This is a genomic window from Lysobacter sp. 5GHs7-4 (genome assembly GCF_021284765.1).
Classification (GTDB): domain Bacteria; phylum Pseudomonadota; class Gammaproteobacteria; order Xanthomonadales; family Xanthomonadaceae; genus Lysobacter.
Genome location: NZ_CP089924.1, coordinates 356,830 through 374,012 on the forward strand (window position 1 = coordinate 356,830; position 17,183 = coordinate 374,012).

Genomic DNA, 17,183 nt, shown 5'->3' on the forward strand with positions numbered 1-17,183 from the left:
TCACCTTACTTGTAGTCGTTGGAGTTCGGACATGGCCTTCAGTGCAAACAGCGAAAGCGGCGGCCCTATGGCCGAGATCAACGTCACGCCCCTCGTGGACGTGATGCTGGTGCTGCTGATCATCTTCATGATCACGGCGCCTTTGATGTCGCATAAGGTCAAGGTTGAATTGCCCGAAGCCACGCTCGACAAGCAAGCTGACAAAGCGCCCGCGACGCAGCCGATCACCCTGGCTGTGCGTGAAGACGGTTCGTTGTTCTGGAACGACGAACCGATCACCAAGGGCCTGCTGGAAAGCCGGCTCTCGATCGAAGCGCAGAAGACGCCGCAGCCGCAGATCAACGTCCGCGGCGACAAGACGACCAAGTACCGCATCGTGCAAGACGTGGTGAAGATCGCGCAGGGCCAAGGCATGCGTAAGGTCGGCTTCGTGGCGATCAAAGAACGTTAAGGCTACCGGAGACTATTTATGGCATTCAGTTCTGGCTCCGGCGCAGGCGCACCCATGGCCGACATCAACGTCACGCCCCTGGTGGACGTGATGCTGGTGTTGCTGATCATCTTCATGGTGACGGCGCCCGTGATGTCTTATCCGATCGAAGTCAACCTGCCGCAGCGTACGACCACGCCGCCGCCGCCGACCCCGCCGAAGGAGCCCATCCGTCTGCGCGTCGACGCGTCCGGCCAGATCTTCTGGAACGACACGCCGCAACCGATCACGGCGCTTCAAAGCTTGATGAGCGCCGAAGTGCAGCGTGACCCGACCAACCAGCCGATGCTGGAGATCGACGTCAGCACCGATGCCGATTACGGCATCCTCGCCAAGGTGCTGGCGAAAGCAAAGAACGCCAATATGGAAAAGATCGGCTTCGTCCAAAACGACTGACCGATCGAACAGCTTGACGCTTACCGTCGTGAAAACGCCGCCCTTGGGCGGCGTTTTTTTTGCCCCTTGTCAGGCGGGCGGGACGGGTCTAGCGTAGGTTTCGGGCATCCCGCCCCCAGGGGGTAGCGCAATGGCCGTCTCCGCATATTTCGAATCCGCCCGGCGCAACGCCGGTCCCGTCGCCGAAATGAACATCACCCCGCTGGTGGACGTGATGCTGGTCCTGCTGGTGATCTTCATGGTCGCCGCCCCCGTCATGAGCGGCACGCTCGACATGCAGATCCCGACCTCGGTGCCGCCAGTCAAGCAAGCGCCGCCGCCGCGCGCGCAGTTGTCGGTCCAGGCCGACGGCAGCTACCTGCTGGACGGTCAGGCTGTCGCCAAGGCCGCGCTGACCGACGAGCTGGCCAATCTGGCCAAGGCCGCGCCGCGCACGGTGCTGCAGATCAGCGCCAATGCCGATGCCGACTATCAGGGCTTCGCCACGGCCGTGTCGGCCGCGCGGCAAAGCGGGCTGAAGAACCTGGCGCTGGAATAAGGCGGGGTAGGGCGGCCGGGCCTACAGCAAGCGCAGGTAGGCCCGCACCGTCGCATCCAGACCCGCGTACAGGGCCTCGCCGATCAGGGCGTGGCCGATCGACACTTCCAGTACCTGCGGCACCGCGCGCAGGAACTCGCCCAGGTTGGCCTGGCTGAGGTCGTGGCCGGCGTTCACGCCCAGGCCCGCGGCCTGCGCGCGTCGCGCGGCATCGGCGAACAGCGCGAGCGCGGCGGCCGCATCGCCATTCGCGTGCGCCTGCGCGTAGGGACCGGTGTACAGCTCGACCCGGTCGGCGCCGATCGCCGCGGCGATCTCGAAATCCGGCGAGCCGGCATCGGCGAACACGCTGACGCGGCAGCCCAAGGCCTTGAGCTGCGCGATCAAGGGGCGCAAGGACTCGCCGTCGCGGCGGAAATCGAAACCGTGGTCCGAGGTCAGTTGCCCATCGCCGTCCGGCACCAGGGTCGCCTGCGCCGGCCGCGCCTGTGCGCACAGCGCCAGAAAGCCCGGATAGCCGGGCCGCGGCGGCGCGAACGGATTGCCTTCCAGATTGAACTCGACCCTACGCTCGCGCGTGAGTTCGGCCAGCGCGGCGACGTCGTAGTCGCAGATATGCCGCGCATCCGGTCGCGGGTGCACGGTGATGCCGTGCGCGCCCGCGTCCAGACAGGCGCGCGCGGCTTCGACCACGTCCGGCTCGTTACCGCCGCGCGAGTTGCGCAGCACCGCGATCTTGTTGACGTTGACGCTGAGTACGGTCATGCGCGCAGTCTAGGGCGCAAGGCCGCGTTTCCCAAGCCCGGCAGCGCTCTCGTCAGCAGACAAGCTCGCAACCGCATCACGCCTCAGAGTCGAAGTGGCCACCCCAAACCGAACGCCCAGCCCTGTGGGAGCGGCGTAAGCCGCGATGAACCACAAGCGCGATGCAAGCCGCGCTCCGGGCTTCAATCTGGAAGCTCGCCAGCAGCTGAGCTAAAAGCATCGCGGCTTACGCCGCTCCCACAGAAAGCATCAGGCGCCGGCCATAACCATCCGCAGGATCCGGCAAGCCGGAGGCGCACCGCATCGGCGCAGGTATGGGCCATGGCGATGGTGCGGTTGTCACCGCACCCTACGACCCGCGTGCGAATCGCGGGCAGGGCAGGGACCGCTCGGCGAGAGCCGAATGCCCCATACCCCACACCTCAACGCTGCTGCGGATCCGACGTCTGCTGCGCGGCCGCCGCCAACTTGCGCGCTTCGGCCTGCTCGCGCAGGCGGCGCAGTTCGTTCGGGTCCAGCATCATGCCTTCGTCGCGGCTGGCGCTGCCGATGCGCGCGGCCATCAGGCCCAGGATCCAGGCGATGAAGAAACCCAGCGACGCCAGCAGGGAAATCACCAGCAGCGCGCCCGAGGAGGCCTTGAAGGCGACTACGAGCGCGGCCAGGGCCAGTAGCAGAAACAGCCAGTACATCGCGGCGGTGCTCCCTTGCGGAGGTGGTTGCCAGTCGCCGCGAGTGTAGCGCGCCGACCGCGCCCCTACAGCCCGGCGACCGGCCCGCGGCGACCGCTCGTCGCGCATGACGTGACCCAGTGCGCGTTCACAGCAGCGGCGAGACCAGCCGCGCCAGCGCCTCGGGCAGGCGCCGCCGCCACAGCCCTTGTTCGCGGTCCGTGCGCACCCGCGGCGCGTAGCTGCATTCGGCCTGGATCAGCTGGGCCAGTTCGGCCGCCAGCGTGCGGTCGTGGAACAGCACCGAGATCTCGAAATTCAGCCGGAAGCTGCGGTGGTCGAAGTTGGCGCTGCCGATGATGGCCAAGTCCTCGTCGCACAGCAGCGCCTTGGTGTGCAGCATGCGCGGACCGTACTCGTGGATCTTGACCCCGGCCTCCAGCAGCTCGTCGAAGTAGGAACGCGCGGCGTAGGTGACCAGCCGGCTGTCGCTCAAGCGCGGCACCAGCAGACGTACGTCCAGGCCGCCCAAGGCGGCCGACGTCAGGGCCATGCGCGCGGCTTCGCCGGGCACGAAGTAGGGCGTCACCAGCCACACGCGCTCGCGTGCGGCATGGATCGCGCCCACGTGCAGGCGGTGGATCGCCTCCCAGGACGAATCCGGGCCCGACACCAGCACCTGCGCGGCGATGTCGCCGCGCTGCGGCGCCGGATGCTGCAGCCGCAGCGGCGCCTGCCCGGTGGCATAGGCCCAGTCCTCGCAGAACACCAGCTGCAGCTCGCGCACCACGTCGCCTTCCAGGCGCAGGTGCAGGTCGCGGTAGGCGTCCTTACGGATGCGTTCGTCTTCCTCGTCGGTGATGTTGATGCCGCCGGTGAAACCGACCGAGCCGTCGATCACCACGATCTTGCGATGCGTGCGCAGATTCAGCCACGGCCGTTTCCAGAACCAGCGCAGCTTCATCGGATGGAACCACGCCACCTCGCCCCCGGCTTCGACCAGCGGCCGCAGGAAACGCCGCGAGGTCGACCCCGAGCCCACCGCGTCCAGCAGCAGACGCACCTGCACGCCGGCGCGCGCGCGCTCGACCAATGCATCGCGCAGCGCCGTGCCGCAGCCGTCGGGCTGGTAGATGTAGTACTCCAGGTGGATGTGCTCGCGCGCCTGGCTCACCGCCTCCAGCAGCGCCGCGTACTTGGCGCCGCCGTCGATCAGCAGGCGCGCCTGGGTGGCGGTGGTCGGAGGCAGGCCGGTGGTCGCCTGCGCCAGCTTGGCCAGCTCCACCGCTTCCGGCGATTCGCTCAGGCCGGACATCGAGGCCGGCAACGCCGCGCGTGCGCGCACCCGGCGCAGGCGCTGGCGATGGATGCGCTGCGGACCGAACACGTAATAGATGAGGAAGCCCAGGTAGGGCAGGGCAGCCAGGCTGATCAGCCAGCTCAGCGTCGCCACCGGCTCGCGCTTTTGCAGCACGATCCACAGGCCCAGCCCGATCAGGTACGCGGCCCAGCCCAGGGTCAGGTACAGGCCCAGGTGCGGGATGCGGGTCAGATCGTTCCAGAACGCGGACAACAGGTCGGGCACGGCGTACTCCTTGGGACGAGCGGCGCGGGCGCGCCGATCGCGCGCCCAGGCTAGCCCGAGGCGGCAGCGGCGCAAAGTAGGTGCCGCCGGCGAGCGGTAGGATGCACAGGCCTGCACACGGACCGGCCAGGGGAGAGGCGCACGCGCATGGGCGACGGCATCGCAGCCGCGCCGCATGCCCACGCGGCTCGTCGGGCGGCCGCGCCGGTCGGGCACAGCCAACGGCGCTCCTTCCGACCAGGACCTCATCCCATGAAAATCGCCACCCTGCTACTGCCGCTCCTGCTGGCCTGCCCGCTGCTGCCCGCCGCAGCGCAAGCGGCCGCCGTCGGCACCGCCACGCGCAGCGTCAACGTCTCCGGCAGCGCCGAGATCAAGGTCGCCCCGGACGAGATCCTGCTCAACGTCGGCGTGGAAACCCGCAACGTTGAGCTGGCCCCGGCCAAGCGCCTCAACGACGAGCGCGTCGCCGCCGCGCTGGCCTTCCTGACCCGCAGCGGCGTGCCCGCCAAGGACGTGCAGACCGATTTCATCAGCATCGAACCGCAGTTCGATTACGACGACACCGACCGCGCCAGCCAGCAACGCTCGCGCCTGGTGCCGGTGATGTACGTGGTGCGCAAGAGCATCGGCATCCGCCTGACCAAGGTCGAGGATTTCGAGACCGTGCTGGCCGGCCTGCTCGACAACGGCGTGCAGTACATCCACGGCATCGAGTTCCGCACCTCGCAGCTGCGCAAACACCGCGACGCCGCACGCGCGCTGGCGGTGCAGGCGGCCAAGGACAAGGCCGACGCGCTGACCGCCGGCCTGGGCGCGCGCCGCGGCGCCGTGCAGCAGGTCTCCGAATCCTACTCCGGCGGCTGGTGGCGCAGCGGCAGCGCCTGGGGCGGCGGCGGCCGCGGGCAGATGATGCAGAACACGGTGCAGAACCTCGGCGGCGGCGAGGGCGGCGACGGCGCCACGCTGTCGGTGGGACAGATCAGCGTGAGCGCGTCGGTGGACGTGACCTTCGCGATCGAATGAACGCCACGCAGCGCCCGCCTCGAATACCGGGCCGATGCGCGTGCGGCGGTCTCAGTAGCGCCCGATCGAAGGATCGACGACGTCGGCCCAGGCCTGGATGCCGCCTTCGACGTAACTGACGTGCAAGTGCCCTTGTTGGCGCAAGAACACGCCGGCGTGGTAGCTGCGGTCGCCACGGTGGCATAGCACCGCCAGGGGCGCCTCGGCGGGCAGGTTGCGAATCTCGTGGGTACCGTCGTCCATATGCAGGAAGGGCACCGGCAGCCGCGCCAGAGCACGTTCCTGCGCGGGCCGTATGTCGACGATGGTCAGGCTGCCGTCGCGCGCACCGGCGTCGGCCTGGGCGGGAGAGATCGGGCGCACCGGTTCGGGCACGGGCGCCTTGGGATGATGCAGCAGCAGACTGGGGCCGCGCTCGACGTCTTGCCAGTCTATCGACAGGTCGTCGCCGCGCTGCGCGCTGATCGGGTCGAACTGCAGCACGCCGCCGCCCTCCAACGGCAGCGCGATGGCGTCCTGCCGGCGCGGCGCGAAGCTCAAGGATGCGCAGTACTGCCTATCCACCCGGATCTCCGCCACCGTGCCGGCGACGCTGTTGTCGATGACCGCGCGGATGAAGTCGGCCGCCGCAGGCGTCACCTGCACCGCCGGCGGTCGCCGCTCGGGCGCGACCAACCCCAGAGCCGCGTGCAGTTCGCCGGTGTTGGCCATGCGTTCGATGGCATCGCCGCTGGCCACAAGCTTGCCGTCGAAATACAGCCTGGGCGTCGCCGGCCCATCGCCGAAGCTGCGTAGCGCCGCACCCAGCGCCGGGTCGGCGAGCACATCGACGTGGGCATAGTCCATGTCGATCCCATCCAGTACATGGCACGCCCTGAGCGACGGACCGAACTCGGGCGATCGCGGCGTTCCGCGCATGAACAACACGAGGCGATGGGCGCGCAGCAGGGCTTCGATGCGCTGGCGCGCGGGCGGGGACGTGTTCATGGCGGCCAGCCTCCTGCGGCCAGTGCGGCGGAATTCCAAAGTTTCGACCGGGCCCTACGACGTCAAAAAACCGGTCGACATCGGCCGCCACTATAAGCGCAGGCGAAGACCGAGCGGGCAACGCGCGACTGCGGTACTTGAGCAGCGCATCGGCTTGGGTCATGGTAGGGCGAAGACGCGCCGCCGCGACGTACGGCCCATCGGTGCGCGGCAGACACGTTCTGTACCCGGCAAGGCAGCGATCTCCCACCGCGCGAGACGACGGCATGGCAGTGCTCAAGACGGACTCCTATGACTGGCACACCTACGCGGCGAAGGACGCGTATCGCCTCACCAGTGCCAGGCATCAGGAGGCACGCCTGCTCAAGGGCCAGGCGTTCGGCCTGCGCAAGGCAGGATCGAAGAAAGACGTCTATCGACTGATCTTGAAAGCGCTGGGGCCGAGCACGGTGTTCTCGCTGTCTCAGGCAGAGGTGTCGAGTCTGCTGAAGAAAAGCCGCCCCGTGTCCGATGATGCCGCGCGCGCCGATCCGCAAGCCAAGCGGCTGCAGGCGCGCCTGGGCAGGATCGATCCTACGGATTTCTGGGCGGTGGTCGCGGCGCTGAACTGGCCGAAGTTCGGCAACGATCCCGATTACGCCGACACCGCCAGATCGGCATTGCGCGAGTGCTATCGCCTGCAGGACGTGAAGCGGCTGGCCCGGACCGCCGCCGGCAAGCGGCGCGAGCTGCAAAAAGCCGTGGAGAAGCTGGAACGAGCGGCGCGAAGCCAGCTGTTTCTTGGCGGCGACGACAGCTTCTACGACGCATTGGCGCTGGCGGTGGGCAGCGGTAAAGTGCGTTTCGAGGCGTTCGTGCGCAGGCCGGAGTCGTTCGTGAAGAAGTTCAACGCGACACGGGTCGAGCAACATAATTTCGAGTCCTGTTTCGACTAGCCCGACTCGCACCGCCGATACCTTGACCGCGGACCGCGGGCTTGCGCCTCAGGAGGTTTGCATTGACCAGCGACGCCACTACGCCGCGAACCGCGCAAGTGCCCGGCCTGCGTTTCATCGACAACGGCGACGGCACCGTAAGCGACGTCCATTTGGGACTGATGTGGTCCCGAGGCACGCTCAACGAACGCGAGGTGGGCTACGCGGCCGCCGAGCGTCTCTGCGCGGATCTCAGGCTGGGCGGTTTCAGCGACTGGCGCTTGCCCACGATCGAGCAGTTGTTCGCCCTGGCCGATCGCACGCGGTCCGAGCCCGCGATCGATACCGCCGTGTTTTCGGTGACGCGCCTGGACTGGTATTGGAGCCGCACGCCCAGCGCATGGGCGCCGCCGGCGTACTGGATCGTATCGTTCGGCAACGGGCTTGCCAGTTACACCGCACCCGACAACTATCTCGGCGGCTACGTGCGCGCGTCGCGGCCGCTGCAGGCCGACCGTTAAGGCGGAAGCCGCGGCCGTCGTCGACCCGGACCGGTATCGCCGACGCCCTTAGGCGCCGCGCGCTCGGCCCGCGTCGTCGCACGCGCTGCGACGGCCGCGGCCTAGCCTGGGCGCATGGACGACGCCCGCCGCTCCCAACTCTCGGTCCAGCCCGCCGCCTTCAAGGGCCGCGGCGCGGCGTCCTACGTGCCCGGCCGCTACGCCGTCACCGCCGCCCACGGCGAGGACGACGGCTGGGGCTCGCTGCACGAAGCGGCCGACGAGGCCTCGCGCCCGGACACCCAGGTCACCGAAGAACGCGCGCGCAGCATCGTCAACCGCAACGAGTCGCCCGACATCGCCTTCGGCCAATCGATCAATCCCTACCGCGGCTGCGAGCACGGCTGCGTGTACTGCTTCGCGCGGCCCTCGCACGCCTACCTGGACCTGTCGCCGGGCCTGGACTTCGAAACCAAGCTGTACGCCAAGACCAACGCCGCCGAGCGTCTGCGTGCCGAGCTCGCGCGCGCTTCCTACCGCTGCGCGCCGATCGCGCTGGGCATCAACACCGACTCCTATCAGCCCATCGAGCGCCGCTACCGCATCACCCGTTCGCTGATCGAGGTGCTCAGCGAGTGCTCGCACCCCTTCAGCCTGATCACCAAGAACGCCGGCGTGGTGCGCGACCTCGACCTGATCGCGCCGATGGCGCGGCGCGGTCTGGTCACCGTGTACTTCTCGGTCACCACCCTGGACAACCACCTGTCGTCGAAGATGGAACCGCGCGCCTCGGCGCCGCACGCGCGCCTGCGCGCGATGCGCGAGCTGGCCGACGCCGGCGTGCCGGTGGGCGTGATGGCCGCGCCGATGATCCCGATGATCAACGACGCCGAACTCGAACACATCCTGGCCGCGGCCTTCGAGGCCGGCGCGCGCGCGGCCGGCTACGTGGTGCTGCGCCTGCCGCACGAGCTCAAGACGATCTGGCGCGAGTGGCTGGCCCTGCACTACCCGGACCGCGCCGAGCACGTGATGAGCCTGGTCCAGCAGATGAGCGGCGGCAAGGACTACGACAGCACCTACGGCACGCGCATGCGCGGCACCGGCCCGTTCGCGCAACTGATCGAGCAGCGCTTCGCCAAGGCCTGGCGGCGCTGCGGCTACGGCCGCCTGCCTGCGCTGGACACCGCCCAATTCGTGAAGCCGCGCTCAGTTTCGCCGCAGGGCGAGCTGTTCTGAGCGGCTAGTACTGAGCGCCACGGCGCGGCGACGCCGCGCTTGTGCACGGCGCACTCGTCTCTTCCGGCGTTAGCGCACAGGCAACGCCGCCGCAGCCACCGCCTGCGCCAGGACGGTGGCATACGGTTCAGCCCGGCCGGCCACCCTGCACCGCCCCGTCACGGTCGCAAACGGTACACTTCCCCGCCAGAGGAACTCCGAGTCCGTAACGAATGACCGAAGCCGCCGCTCAAGAAACGGGCGAGGACCGTTTCCGCATGGCGATGCAGGCCTCCGGCATCGGCATGGCCATCGTCGATCTGCAGGGCCGCTGGGTCGAGGTCAATCCGGTGCTAGAGCGTCTGCTCGGCTTCGATGCGCGCGACATGGTCGGCCGCCCGGCCGCCGAGTTCACCCACCCCGACGACGTCGCTTTGTCGCGCGGCTTTCTGGAAGGCCTGACCGACGGCGCCATACCGGCCCTGGACGTGCGCAAGCGCTACCTGCGCCGCGACGGCAGCCCGGTCTGGACCCACGCCAACGTGGCCGTGGTCCGTGGCCCCGACAACGCGCCGCGTTGCCTGCTGGTGCAGATCCGCGACATCGGCGCCCAGGTCGAAGCCGAGGCGCAGGCGCAGACCGACGCCGGCCGCTACGCCGACGCACTGGACGCCTCCAACCGCCACCTGCAATTGTTCGCCGACGCGGTCGCGCACGACCTGCGCGCGCCGCTGCGCTCGATCGAAAGCTTCTCCGGCCTGCTCGCCGACCGCGCCGCCGAGCGCCTGGACGAGACCGACCGCGACTACCTGGACCGCATCCGCGCCGCCGCCGGCCGCATGACCGCGCTGCTGGCCGCGCTCAACGAGCTTTCGCACGTCACCCGCACCGCGATGCGCCAGGCGCGCGTGGACCTGAGCCTGCTCGCCGACTGGGTCGGCGCCGAATTGCTGGACGCCGACCCGCACCGCCGCGCCGACATCCGCGTGCAGCCCGGCCTGTACGTCGAAGGCGACGAGCGCCTGCTCAAGCTGCTGCTGACCCAGCTGATGGGCAACGCCTGGAAGTTCTCGCGCGAGCGCGACCCCATCCGCATCGAGATCAGCGGTGAGCGCGCCGACGGCCGCCTGCGGGTCGGCATCCGCGACTACGGCAGCGGCTTCGACATGCGCTACGTCCACAAACTGTTCGAACCCTTCCAGCGCCTGCACGGACCGGACCAGGGCGGCGGCCACGGCCTGGGCCTGGCGATCGCCAAGCGCATCGCCGACCGCCACCGCGGCCAGATTCAGGTCCAGTCCACGCCCGATGTGGGTAGCTTGTTTACCGTCGAATTGCCCGCTGCCGTGGGCGAGGAAACCGCGCATGCATAAGGTCATCCTGCTGGTCGAAGACAACCCCGACGACGTCGAGCTGACCCGGCTCGCGTTCGAGGAGGCCAAGGTCGCCAACAAACTGGTGGTGGTCGGCGACGGCGCCGAGGCCCTGGACTACCTGTTCGCGCGCGGCCGCTACGCCGACCGCGACCCGGTCGACCTGCCCTCGATCGTGTTGCTGGACCTCAACCTGCCCAAGGTCGACGGCCGCGAAGTGCTGCAGGCGATCCGCGCCAACGAATCCACCCGCACCCTGCCCGTGGTCGTGCTGACCACCAGCACCGAACCTTTCGACGTCGAAGCCAGCTACGCCCTGGGCGTGAACAGCTACATCCAGAAGCCGGTGGATTTCGAACAGTTCGTGTGGGCGGTCAAGCAGGTCGGTTTGTACTGGCTGGTGTTGAACCACCCGCGCACGCCCTGAGCGCAGGGCGCCTGCGCCGCGACGCCGTTCCGCGTCATCCCGCCGCGCCGAACCCCAGTCCGGCCAGACGCGCACGCACCGCGCGCAGGTGCAGGATCGGATAGACGTTGAACGCGATCTGCACCGCCAGGAACACCAGGGTTTCCATCCAGAACCCACGCCAGGCCACGTAAGCGATATACGGCGTGAACAAAACCGCGGCCCAGAAGTGGGTGGCTTCCGCGGACTCGGCCTGGCGCCGCACCGCATCCAGGCTGCGCCGTCCGGCCGAGCGATACACCGAGCCGTTGAGGTAGCGCAGCGGCGTGTTCCGCAGCAGATCGCCGAAACCGCGCACGCCCAGCCGGCGATACCACGGGCGCGCGGACACCTCAGAGTCGACCGCATGCAGCGCGCGAGGCATGCGCAGCACGAACAGCGGCTCGGCGACCTTGGCCAGGCCCATGAAATAGAACATTCCCAGCAAGCCCAGCCAGGGCGAGGCGTAGCCGATCACGCGTCCCAGCATGACGAAGCAGAAGGCGAAGAACGCCGCGGCGGCGATGAGCTTAGTCAGGTTTCGCCAGAACATTCACGCCGACCCCTTGCGAACGCCGTCCATGGTGGCCCTAAATCCGATTGCGCCGCGATCGCGGGTCAGCGCGGTGCATGGCTCCGATTCGCGTGTGTGGGCTAGGCAGCATCATCCGGATCATCGGGCGTCCGAAGTTCCAGTTCCCGAAGACGAGCACGCACGGACGCCAATTGGTCGGCGGCGACGCGAAGCATTTCCTCCGACGATAAACCCTCGAAGCGTTCACGAAAGACCTTGGCCTCACGTGGACTCATGGTTGCGAGCGCCTGTTCCAGCGCTGCGTTTCGCTTGTCGTCGTCGCTCATCGAGAATCCCAGGGGTCCAGGTGTTCGCTAACGTGGGAGGCGCCCACTGCGTGCGCCTTTTTATGGCTCAGGCGGAGCGACCATCGCATGCAAGACCAGTTTGACCACCAAGGCGGCGCGCGACAACAGCAGCAGGACGCCGGTCACCAGGGTCGAGGTCGCTCCGGAGCTGCCGGACGTCATGTGGCTGTCCCAGTACGAGAACGTCAAACCGAACAGCAGGAAGATCGCGCCCAGCCCCAGGAAAGCGAGACTGCTCAGGATCGATAGCCAGGTGGGAAGGCGGAAGAACAGCGAGCCCCACGCGGCAAGAACGAGCAAGAAGTAAACCATGCGGGCGCTCCGGTCACCGTTCGCGGATCTGGACGCGGTCGCCGTGCCGCAGCGCCTCGTCGATCAGCCGCTTGAAGGCCAATGCAGCGATCTCGGCATCCACCAGGTGATCGACGAAGCAAAAGCCGTAAGGCTCGACGGTGTAGTCGTAGGGTGGCCGCGGCGCTTGCGGCGCAGCCGGCAGCTTGCGCTGCAGCGCCGAGCGATCGTAGTGATCGGGTACGACGAACTCGATGGTGTATTCGATTCCCACGCCACGTCCTCCCTGTGTCCGGCGACGGGCACGGCCTGAGCCGCGCAGTGCCATCGGCGTGCCTAGCGCTTGAAATCGGTGTGCTGCTCCAGTTGGTAGATCGCATCCTGCACGTCTTCGAGCTTCGCGTTCAAGGCGCTCTGCGCGTCGTAGAGGCCGCGGTTGTAGTAGTACGCGCCCACTTCCTTGGAGAAGAAATCCAGCAGGAACTCGGCATCGAACTGACCGATCTGCTGGCTCAGTTCCTGCGAGAAATACAGCTGGATCTTGCGCACGAGGAGCGCGGTTTCGTCTTTGCTGAAAGCGATGGTCGACATGAGGCGGCGGTGATCGGGGCAGGGGAAGGGGGCGTCGCGCGGCCGAGGCGTTAACCGCCCCCGTACAGGCGCTCCGCGCGCTGAAACAGAATCCAGCTGGTCGCGATGTACTTGTCGCCGCCCTTGGGCCGGTTGCCGCGGTGGGTGTGGGTGAACGCCGCCGGCGCGATCAACAGGTCGCCCGCGCGCGGGGCGATCTTGCGCTGTTGGTAGAGGAACTCGGTCTCGCCCTGCTCGAAGCCGTCGTTGAGGTAGATGGTCCACAACAGGTGGCGGTGCAGGGTTTCGGCGTTGGGGTCGCGCGGGAACAGCTCGCAGTGCCAGTACGGGTAACCGCCGCGGTCGGCGGTGTAGCGCTGCAGGTTGATCGCGCCCGGGCGCAGCACGGCCTGCACCACCGGCGCCAGGGTGGCATCGTCCATCGCGGCCAGGCGTTCGCTGGTGAGGCGGTGGCGGCCCTGGCCGTCGGCGCCGGGCACTTCCAGCATCAGCGGTGCGATCAGGGTGTGCGGATAGCGGCGCAGGTAATGCAGCAGGCCGGCGAACACGGCGTTGTTCAACGCGGCCTCGGCGTCGCGCCATTCTTCGCGACCCGTGATGGTCAGGTCGCGGCTGTCCTTGAGCTCGGGCATCACGCCGCCGCCGACCCGGCCGGGCGCGACATCGCCGCTGGTGTCGAAGCGTTGCAGCAGCGCCGCGCAGGCGGCGCGGTCCAGCGCCTGCGGGTACACCTCGATGAAGTCGTTGGGGACGGGCTGCGGCGGGGCGTCGGTCATGCGCGGCTCTACGCAATGCATCGGGAAAGCGGTCATCCTCGCACGCGCAAACCGCATTGCAAAAACGCAAGCTCGCGTGCGCCGTACCGGCCGGCGCCTGTGTGCGCGATGGTGAAACGTTTACGTTCCCAAGCGTGCTCGCTGGGTGCGAATTTTTCCAAGAAAGCACATATAAATCAGCTATTTGATGGGTTGGCAAGGGCTTCGCTTCGACAGGTCTATCCCGGCGCATGGCCTGCGTGCAGGGCCGTCGGTCGCTAGCCAATCACCCACTGGGGTGGCCGGGACCATGCCCCGACTGCGGCATGCGCTGATCGCGGACGACGCGCTCCGCGGCGGCCAGGGCGTGGTCCGGGTCAACCAGGCGGCGGGAGTCGGGAGCGCCTCGACGAACGCGATCGTGCCCAGGTTGCCGGGGGCACTCCAAACTCCGGCGTCACGCTTTTTAGCTCCCTCCTTTGGAAAAGGAGGGTTGGGGAGGATTTGCTTTTGGTGTTGTTTTGCTTCTTCTGACCGAAGGTCAAAGGCTTCCGCCTGCTGCGCATGCGGGTCACTTTCTCTTGCTGACCCAAGAGAAAGTAACCAAAGAGAAGGGTCTGAGCCCAGAGCTCCCGTGTGGCTTCGGTTCTTGCGCCGGGATTTTTCGATAGGACATCCCTGTCCTATCGAAAAACGGCGCGCGTCCTGCGCGCCGCCCTCCGGGTCTGGGAGTGGTCGTGTGGCTTCGGATCAATGGACTTCAATGCCGGAGCAAACTCAACAGCAACAGCAACAGCAACGGCCATTGCGGCAGGATCTGCTCTCTGTGGGAGCGGCGTGAGCCGCGATTTCCCCGAGTGCCGCGAATCCCAATGCAAGAGGACGCGGCAATCCACTCACCACCTCAAGCCACGCTCACCGAATCCGGCGCCCCCGGATCGTCGCCGCTGCGCAAGCCATGCCGCTGCATCAGCCGATACAGCGTGACCCGCGACACCGACAGCTCGCGCGCGGCGTCGATCAGGCGGCCGCGGTTGCGCTGCAGGGCGCGTTCGATCGCGTCCTTGGTGGCGGCGTCGCGGACCTCGTCCAAGGTCGGCGGTGGTTGCGTCGAGGCGCTGTCGATATGCAGATCGGTGGCGGTGATCAGCCGGCCTTCGGCCATGACCACGGCCTGGCGCACGCGGTTGATCAGCTCGCGCACGTTGCCCGGCCACGGATGGCTGTGCAGGGCGTGGCGCGCGCAGGGCGAGAAACCCTTGAGGGTGCGCTGGCTCTCCTGCGAATAGCGCCGCAGCGCGTGCTCGGCCAAACGGTCGATATCGCCACCGCGGTCGCGCAGCGGCGGCTGCTGCAGGCGTAGCACGCACAGGCGGTGGTACAGGTCGGCGCGGAAGCGGCCGTCGGCGACCGCCGCGTCCAGGTCGTGGTGGGTGGCCGAGACGATGCGCACGTCGATCGGGATCTGCTCGTGCCCGCCCAGCCGCTCGATGCTGCCCTGCTGCAGGAAGCGCAGCAGCGAGGCCTGGCTTTCCAGCGGCAGGTCGCCGATCTCGTCCAGGAACAGGGTGCCGCCGTTGGCCATCTCGATCCGTCCCAGCTTGCGCTGCTGGGCGCCGGTGAACGCGCCGCGTTCGTAGCCGAACAATTCCGACTGCACCAGGCTGTGCGGGATCGCGCCGCAGTTGATCGCCACGAACGGATGCGCGTGCCGGCGCGAGTGCCGGTGCACCGCGGTCGCGGCCAGTTCCTTGCCGGTGCCGGTCTCGCCGGCGATGAACACCGGCGCCTCGGTCAACGCCGCCTTGCGCAGCGTGCGGCACAGCATGCGCATCGCCGCGCTCTCGCCGATCATGCCGTCGAAGCCGGCCTCGCTGGTGGTCTCGCCGCGCTCGCAGGCCAGCGTGGCCATGCCGTGCGCATGACCGATCACCGTGTTCAGCACGGCCTCGGGGCAGGGCAGGGTGACGTAGTCGTAGCAGTAGTCGCGGATCAGCCGCCGCACCGGCTCCTCGTCCAACTGCGCGGCGTCGACGCCGGCGACCCAGCCGACGTTGTTGGCCGACAGCGCGCTGCCGAACTCGGCCAGATCGTGGTGGGTGAAGCCCTCGCGCAGGTCCAGCAGGGCCGCGTGCGGCTGGCGCGGGTCGTGTTGCAGGATACGCAGCACGCTGCGCGAGTCGGGGGCGCGGCGCAGGTTCCAGCCCATGCTTTGCAGCTGCCCAAGGCAGAGCACCCGTCCGGCGCTGCCGCGGGTGACGTAGATCAGTTCGCGCGATGGTGGTTCCCGGGGCACAGGTTCGCGCGTGGCCGCGTCCCTGCCTGCCGGATCGTGCTTACCCGCGCCTCGAGCACCGGGCTCGCGCGGTCCACCGTTGGCCATCGCCCTGCTCTCCGCGCCCATAACGCGTTCCACGCCGCTGTTCGTGGGCAAGAGTTATCAACGCGGGGGATGACGAAGAGCGGTCACCGCGATGACGGTCATCGCGGTGGGCGGACTTCGCAGAGCATGGCGCCGAGCCCAAGCACGAATCGCGCCAGACTCGGTTCATGCATGCAAACCTTGCCGACGCGGTGCGTAGCGGTCAGGCCTGCGCGTCGTGCTCGGCGTGGTAACGCACCGCGGTTTCGACTTCGCGCTTGCTGCCCAGGAACACCGGCACGCGCATGTGCAGGCCGGTGGGCTGCACTTCCAGCATGCGCTGACGGCCGGTGCTGGCCGCGCCGCCGGCCTGCTCGACCAGGAAGCTCATCGGATTGGCCTCGTACATCAGGCGCAGCTTGCCGCCCTGCGCCTCGCACTTGGCGTCCAGCGGATAGCTGAAGATGCCGCCGCGAGTCAGGATGCGGTGCACGTCGGCCACCATCGAGGCCACCCAGCGCATGTTGAAGTCCTTGCCGCGCGGGCCTTCCTTGCCGGCCAGCAGATCGCCGACGTAGGCCTGCATCGGCGCCTGCCAATAGCGTTGGTTGGACATGTTGACCGCGAATTCCTTGGTCTCTTCCGGAATGCGCATGTCGCGCGTGGTCAGCACGAAGCTGCCGACCTCGCGGTCCAGGGTGAAGGCGTGCGTGCCGTTGCCGATGGTCAGCACCAGCATCGTGCTGGGGCCGTAGGTGGTGTAGCCGGCGCAGACCTGATCGGTGCCCGGCTGCAGGAAGTCTTTATCCTGTGCCTGGGTCACGCCGTCCGGGCAGCGCAGCACCGAAAAGATGGTGCCCACCGAAATGTTGACGTCGATGTTGCTGGAGCCGTCCAGGGGATCGAACAGCAACAGATAGTTGCCGCGCGGGTACACGTCCGGGATCGGGTGCGAGGTGTCCATCTCCTCCGACGCCAGCCCGGCCAGATGACCGCCCCAGGCGTTGGCTTCCAGCAGAATCTCGTTGCTCAGCACGTCCAGCTTCTTCTGCGCCTCGCCCTGGATGTTGCCCGTGCCCGCATCGCCCAGCACGCCACCCAACGCGCCCTTGCCGACCGCGATCGAAATCGACTTGCAGGCGCGCGCCACCACCTCGATCAACAACCGCAGATCCGGACTGATGCGCCCGGCGCGCTGCTCCTCGATCAGGTAGCGGGTCAGGGAAACGGCGGTGCTGGCGCTGGGGGCCTGGGTCATGGCGGGTGCGGGCGGTGGCGAGGCGGCTATTGTCGCCGATTCCGGCGCATCGGGCTGCAGCAATGTCCCATCGCTTGCACCAGGAGTAGCTAAAACATAGGGCCACCAGGCGCATTCGATACGCAATCTTTCGACC

The 17,183-nt window shown here is 67.9% G+C and carries 21 protein-coding genes; 9 read left to right on the forward strand and 12 right to left on the reverse strand.

Annotation, left to right across the window (positions count from 1 at the left end):
- Positions 1–31: 31 nt before the first annotated feature.
- The 3 genes from LVB77_RS01490 (at position 32) to LVB77_RS01500 (ending at position 1,424) form a co-directional block, all read left to right on the forward strand.
- Entirely contained in the window at positions 32–451 is a 420-nt protein-coding gene (locus tag LVB77_RS01490; RefSeq protein WP_232908459.1) for a biopolymer transporter ExbD, read from the forward strand.
- 18 nt (positions 452–469) lie between these two features.
- Positions 470–886, forward strand: a complete 417-nt coding sequence (locus tag LVB77_RS01495; protein ID WP_232908460.1) for a biopolymer transporter ExbD — start codon at positions 470–472, stop codon at positions 884–886.
- Positions 887–1,016: 130 nt separating this feature from the next.
- A complete protein-coding gene (locus tag LVB77_RS01500) occupies positions 1,017–1,424 on the forward strand; it encodes a biopolymer transporter ExbD (RefSeq protein WP_232908461.1) in 408 nt (135 codons plus the stop codon).
- 21 nt (positions 1,425–1,445) lie between these two features.
- On the opposite strand, the gene LVB77_RS01505 is transcribed toward LVB77_RS01500, so the two are convergent.
- The 3 genes from LVB77_RS01505 to cls all read right to left on the reverse strand — a co-directional run bounded on the left by LVB77_RS01505 (position 1,446) and on the right by cls (position 4,412).
- Positions 1,446–2,189, reverse strand: a complete 744-nt coding sequence (locus LVB77_RS01505; protein ID WP_232908462.1) for a pyridoxine 5'-phosphate synthase — start codon at positions 2,187–2,189, stop codon at positions 1,446–1,448.
- Positions 2,190–2,611: 422 nt separating this feature from the next.
- Positions 2,612–2,881, reverse strand: coding sequence for a hypothetical protein (locus LVB77_RS01510; protein WP_232908463.1), 270 nt, complete (start codon positions 2,879–2,881; stop codon positions 2,612–2,614).
- 127 nt (positions 2,882–3,008) lie between these two features.
- The gene (gene cls, locus LVB77_RS01515) at positions 3,009–4,412 is read right to left on the reverse strand and encodes a cardiolipin synthase (RefSeq protein WP_232910420.1); all 1,404 of its coding nucleotides are present in this window, start codon (positions 4,410–4,412) and stop codon (positions 3,009–3,011) included.
- Between the two features lie 285 nt (positions 4,413–4,697).
- Here cls and LVB77_RS01520 point away from each other — a divergent pair, with 285 nt between their 5' ends.
- Positions 4,698–5,471 (forward strand): SIMPL domain-containing protein, encoded by a 774-nt coding sequence (locus LVB77_RS01520; RefSeq protein ID WP_232908464.1) that lies wholly within the window; start codon positions 4,698–4,700, stop codon positions 5,469–5,471.
- A 51-nt stretch (positions 5,472–5,522) separates the two neighbouring features.
- On the opposite strand, the gene LVB77_RS01525 is transcribed toward LVB77_RS01520, so the two are convergent.
- Entirely contained in the window at positions 5,523–6,458 is a 936-nt protein-coding gene (locus LVB77_RS01525; protein ID WP_232908465.1) for a rhodanese-like domain-containing protein, read from the reverse strand.
- A 266-nt stretch (positions 6,459–6,724) separates the two neighbouring features.
- On the opposite strand from LVB77_RS01525, the gene LVB77_RS01530 reads away from it, so the two are divergent.
- The 5 genes from LVB77_RS01530 to LVB77_RS01550 all read left to right on the forward strand — a co-directional run bounded on the left by LVB77_RS01530 (position 6,725) and on the right by LVB77_RS01550 (position 10,890).
- The gene (locus LVB77_RS01530; RefSeq protein WP_232908466.1) at positions 6,725–7,393 is read left to right on the forward strand and encodes a hypothetical protein; all 669 of its coding nucleotides are present in this window, start codon (positions 6,725–6,727) and stop codon (positions 7,391–7,393) included.
- A 62-nt stretch (positions 7,394–7,455) separates the two neighbouring features.
- Positions 7,456–7,893 (forward strand): DUF1566 domain-containing protein, encoded by a 438-nt coding sequence (locus tag LVB77_RS01535; protein ID WP_232908467.1) that lies wholly within the window; start codon positions 7,456–7,458, stop codon positions 7,891–7,893.
- A gap of 114 nt (positions 7,894–8,007) precedes the next feature.
- Positions 8,008–9,111 (forward strand): PA0069 family radical SAM protein, encoded by a 1,104-nt coding sequence (locus LVB77_RS01540; protein ID WP_232908468.1) that lies wholly within the window; start codon positions 8,008–8,010, stop codon positions 9,109–9,111.
- A gap of 212 nt (positions 9,112–9,323) precedes the next feature.
- On the forward strand, positions 9,324–10,463 hold the full coding sequence (locus LVB77_RS01545) for an ATP-binding protein (RefSeq protein ID WP_232908469.1): 1,140 nt from the start codon (positions 9,324–9,326) through the stop codon (positions 10,461–10,463).
- Positions 10,456–10,890, forward strand: a complete 435-nt coding sequence (locus LVB77_RS01550; protein WP_232908470.1) for a response regulator — start codon at positions 10,456–10,458, stop codon at positions 10,888–10,890. Before LVB77_RS01545 ends, LVB77_RS01550 begins: the two co-directional genes overlap by 8 nt.
- A gap of 34 nt (positions 10,891–10,924) precedes the next feature.
- Here LVB77_RS01550 and LVB77_RS01555 read toward each other — a convergent pair whose 3' ends face one another.
- The 8 genes from LVB77_RS01555 to LVB77_RS01590 all read right to left on the reverse strand — a co-directional run bounded on the left by LVB77_RS01555 (position 10,925) and on the right by LVB77_RS01590 (position 17,047).
- A complete protein-coding gene (locus LVB77_RS01555; protein WP_232908471.1) occupies positions 10,925–11,461 on the reverse strand; it encodes a hypothetical protein in 537 nt (178 codons plus the stop codon).
- Between the two features lie 101 nt (positions 11,462–11,562).
- Positions 11,563–11,769 carry a hypothetical protein gene (locus tag LVB77_RS01560; protein ID WP_232908472.1) on the reverse strand — a complete coding sequence of 69 codons (207 nt, stop codon included), beginning with the start codon at positions 11,767–11,769 and terminating at the stop codon, positions 11,563–11,565.
- Positions 11,770–11,829: 60 nt separating this feature from the next.
- The gene (locus LVB77_RS01565; protein ID WP_232908473.1) at positions 11,830–12,102 is read right to left on the reverse strand and encodes a hypothetical protein; all 273 of its coding nucleotides are present in this window, start codon (positions 12,100–12,102) and stop codon (positions 11,830–11,832) included.
- Between the two features lie 13 nt (positions 12,103–12,115).
- Positions 12,116–12,355, reverse strand: a complete 240-nt coding sequence (locus tag LVB77_RS01570; protein ID WP_232908474.1) for a hypothetical protein — start codon at positions 12,353–12,355, stop codon at positions 12,116–12,118.
- Between the two features lie 62 nt (positions 12,356–12,417).
- Positions 12,418–12,672: a DUF2164 domain-containing protein gene (locus tag LVB77_RS01575; RefSeq protein WP_232908475.1), complete on the reverse strand. Its 255-nt coding sequence runs from the start codon at positions 12,670–12,672 to the stop codon at positions 12,418–12,420.
- Positions 12,673–12,722: 50 nt separating this feature from the next.
- Positions 12,723–13,448 (reverse strand): 2OG-Fe(II) oxygenase, encoded by a 726-nt coding sequence (locus LVB77_RS01580; RefSeq protein ID WP_232908476.1) that lies wholly within the window; start codon positions 13,446–13,448, stop codon positions 12,723–12,725.
- A gap of 883 nt (positions 13,449–14,331) precedes the next feature.
- Positions 14,332–15,723 (reverse strand): sigma-54 dependent transcriptional regulator, encoded by a 1,392-nt coding sequence (locus LVB77_RS01585; protein WP_232908477.1) that lies wholly within the window; start codon positions 15,721–15,723, stop codon positions 14,332–14,334.
- A 289-nt stretch (positions 15,724–16,012) separates the two neighbouring features.
- Positions 16,013–17,047 carry a class 1 fructose-bisphosphatase gene (locus tag LVB77_RS01590; RefSeq protein ID WP_232908478.1) on the reverse strand — a complete coding sequence of 345 codons (1,035 nt, stop codon included), beginning with the start codon at positions 17,045–17,047 and terminating at the stop codon, positions 16,013–16,015.
- Positions 17,048–17,183: the final 136 nt, after the last annotated feature.

What these genes read in the sequence shown, in the direction of transcription:
- LVB77_RS01550 (WP_232908470.1), top strand. Translation starts at nt 10,456, where the DNA reads ATGCATAAGGTCATCCTGCTGGTCGAAGACAACCCCGACGACGTCGAG.
- LVB77_RS01495 (WP_232908460.1), top strand. Translation starts at nt 470, where the DNA reads ATGGCATTCAGTTCTGGCTCCGGCGCAGGCGCACCCATGGCCGACATC.
- LVB77_RS01545 (WP_232908469.1), top strand. Translation starts at nt 9,324, where the DNA reads ATGACCGAAGCCGCCGCTCAAGAAACGGGCGAGGACCGTTTCCGCATG.
- LVB77_RS01500 (WP_232908461.1), top strand. Translation starts at nt 1,017, where the DNA reads ATGGCCGTCTCCGCATATTTCGAATCCGCCCGGCGCAACGCCGGTCCC.
- LVB77_RS01490 (WP_232908459.1), top strand. Translation starts at nt 32, where the DNA reads ATGGCCTTCAGTGCAAACAGCGAAAGCGGCGGCCCTATGGCCGAGATC.
- LVB77_RS01580 (WP_232908476.1), bottom strand. Translation starts at nt 13,448, where the DNA reads ATGACCGACGCCCCGCCGCAGCCCGTCCCCAACGACTTCATCGAGGTG.
- LVB77_RS01540 (WP_232908468.1), top strand. Translation starts at nt 8,008, where the DNA reads ATGGACGACGCCCGCCGCTCCCAACTCTCGGTCCAGCCCGCCGCCTTC.
- LVB77_RS01520 (WP_232908464.1), top strand. Translation starts at nt 4,698, where the DNA reads ATGAAAATCGCCACCCTGCTACTGCCGCTCCTGCTGGCCTGCCCGCTG.
- LVB77_RS01530 (WP_232908466.1), top strand. Translation starts at nt 6,725, where the DNA reads ATGGCAGTGCTCAAGACGGACTCCTATGACTGGCACACCTACGCGGCG.
- LVB77_RS01575 (WP_232908475.1), bottom strand. Translation starts at nt 12,672, where the DNA reads ATGTCGACCATCGCTTTCAGCAAAGACGAAACCGCGCTCCTCGTGCGC.
- LVB77_RS01525 (WP_232908465.1), bottom strand. Translation starts at nt 6,458, where the DNA reads ATGAACACGTCCCCGCCCGCGCGCCAGCGCATCGAAGCCCTGCTGCGC.
- LVB77_RS01590 (WP_232908478.1), bottom strand. Translation starts at nt 17,047, where the DNA reads ATGACCCAGGCCCCCAGCGCCAGCACCGCCGTTTCCCTGACCCGCTAC.
- LVB77_RS01510 (WP_232908463.1), bottom strand. Translation starts at nt 2,881, where the DNA reads ATGTACTGGCTGTTTCTGCTACTGGCCCTGGCCGCGCTCGTAGTCGCC.
- LVB77_RS01505 (WP_232908462.1), bottom strand. Translation starts at nt 2,189, where the DNA reads ATGACCGTACTCAGCGTCAACGTCAACAAGATCGCGGTGCTGCGCAAC.
- LVB77_RS01560 (WP_232908472.1), bottom strand. Translation starts at nt 11,769, where the DNA reads ATGAGCGACGACGACAAGCGAAACGCAGCGCTGGAACAGGCGCTCGCA.
- LVB77_RS01565 (WP_232908473.1), bottom strand. Translation starts at nt 12,102, where the DNA reads ATGGTTTACTTCTTGCTCGTTCTTGCCGCGTGGGGCTCGCTGTTCTTC.
- LVB77_RS01555 (WP_232908471.1), bottom strand. Translation starts at nt 11,461, where the DNA reads ATGTTCTGGCGAAACCTGACTAAGCTCATCGCCGCCGCGGCGTTCTTC.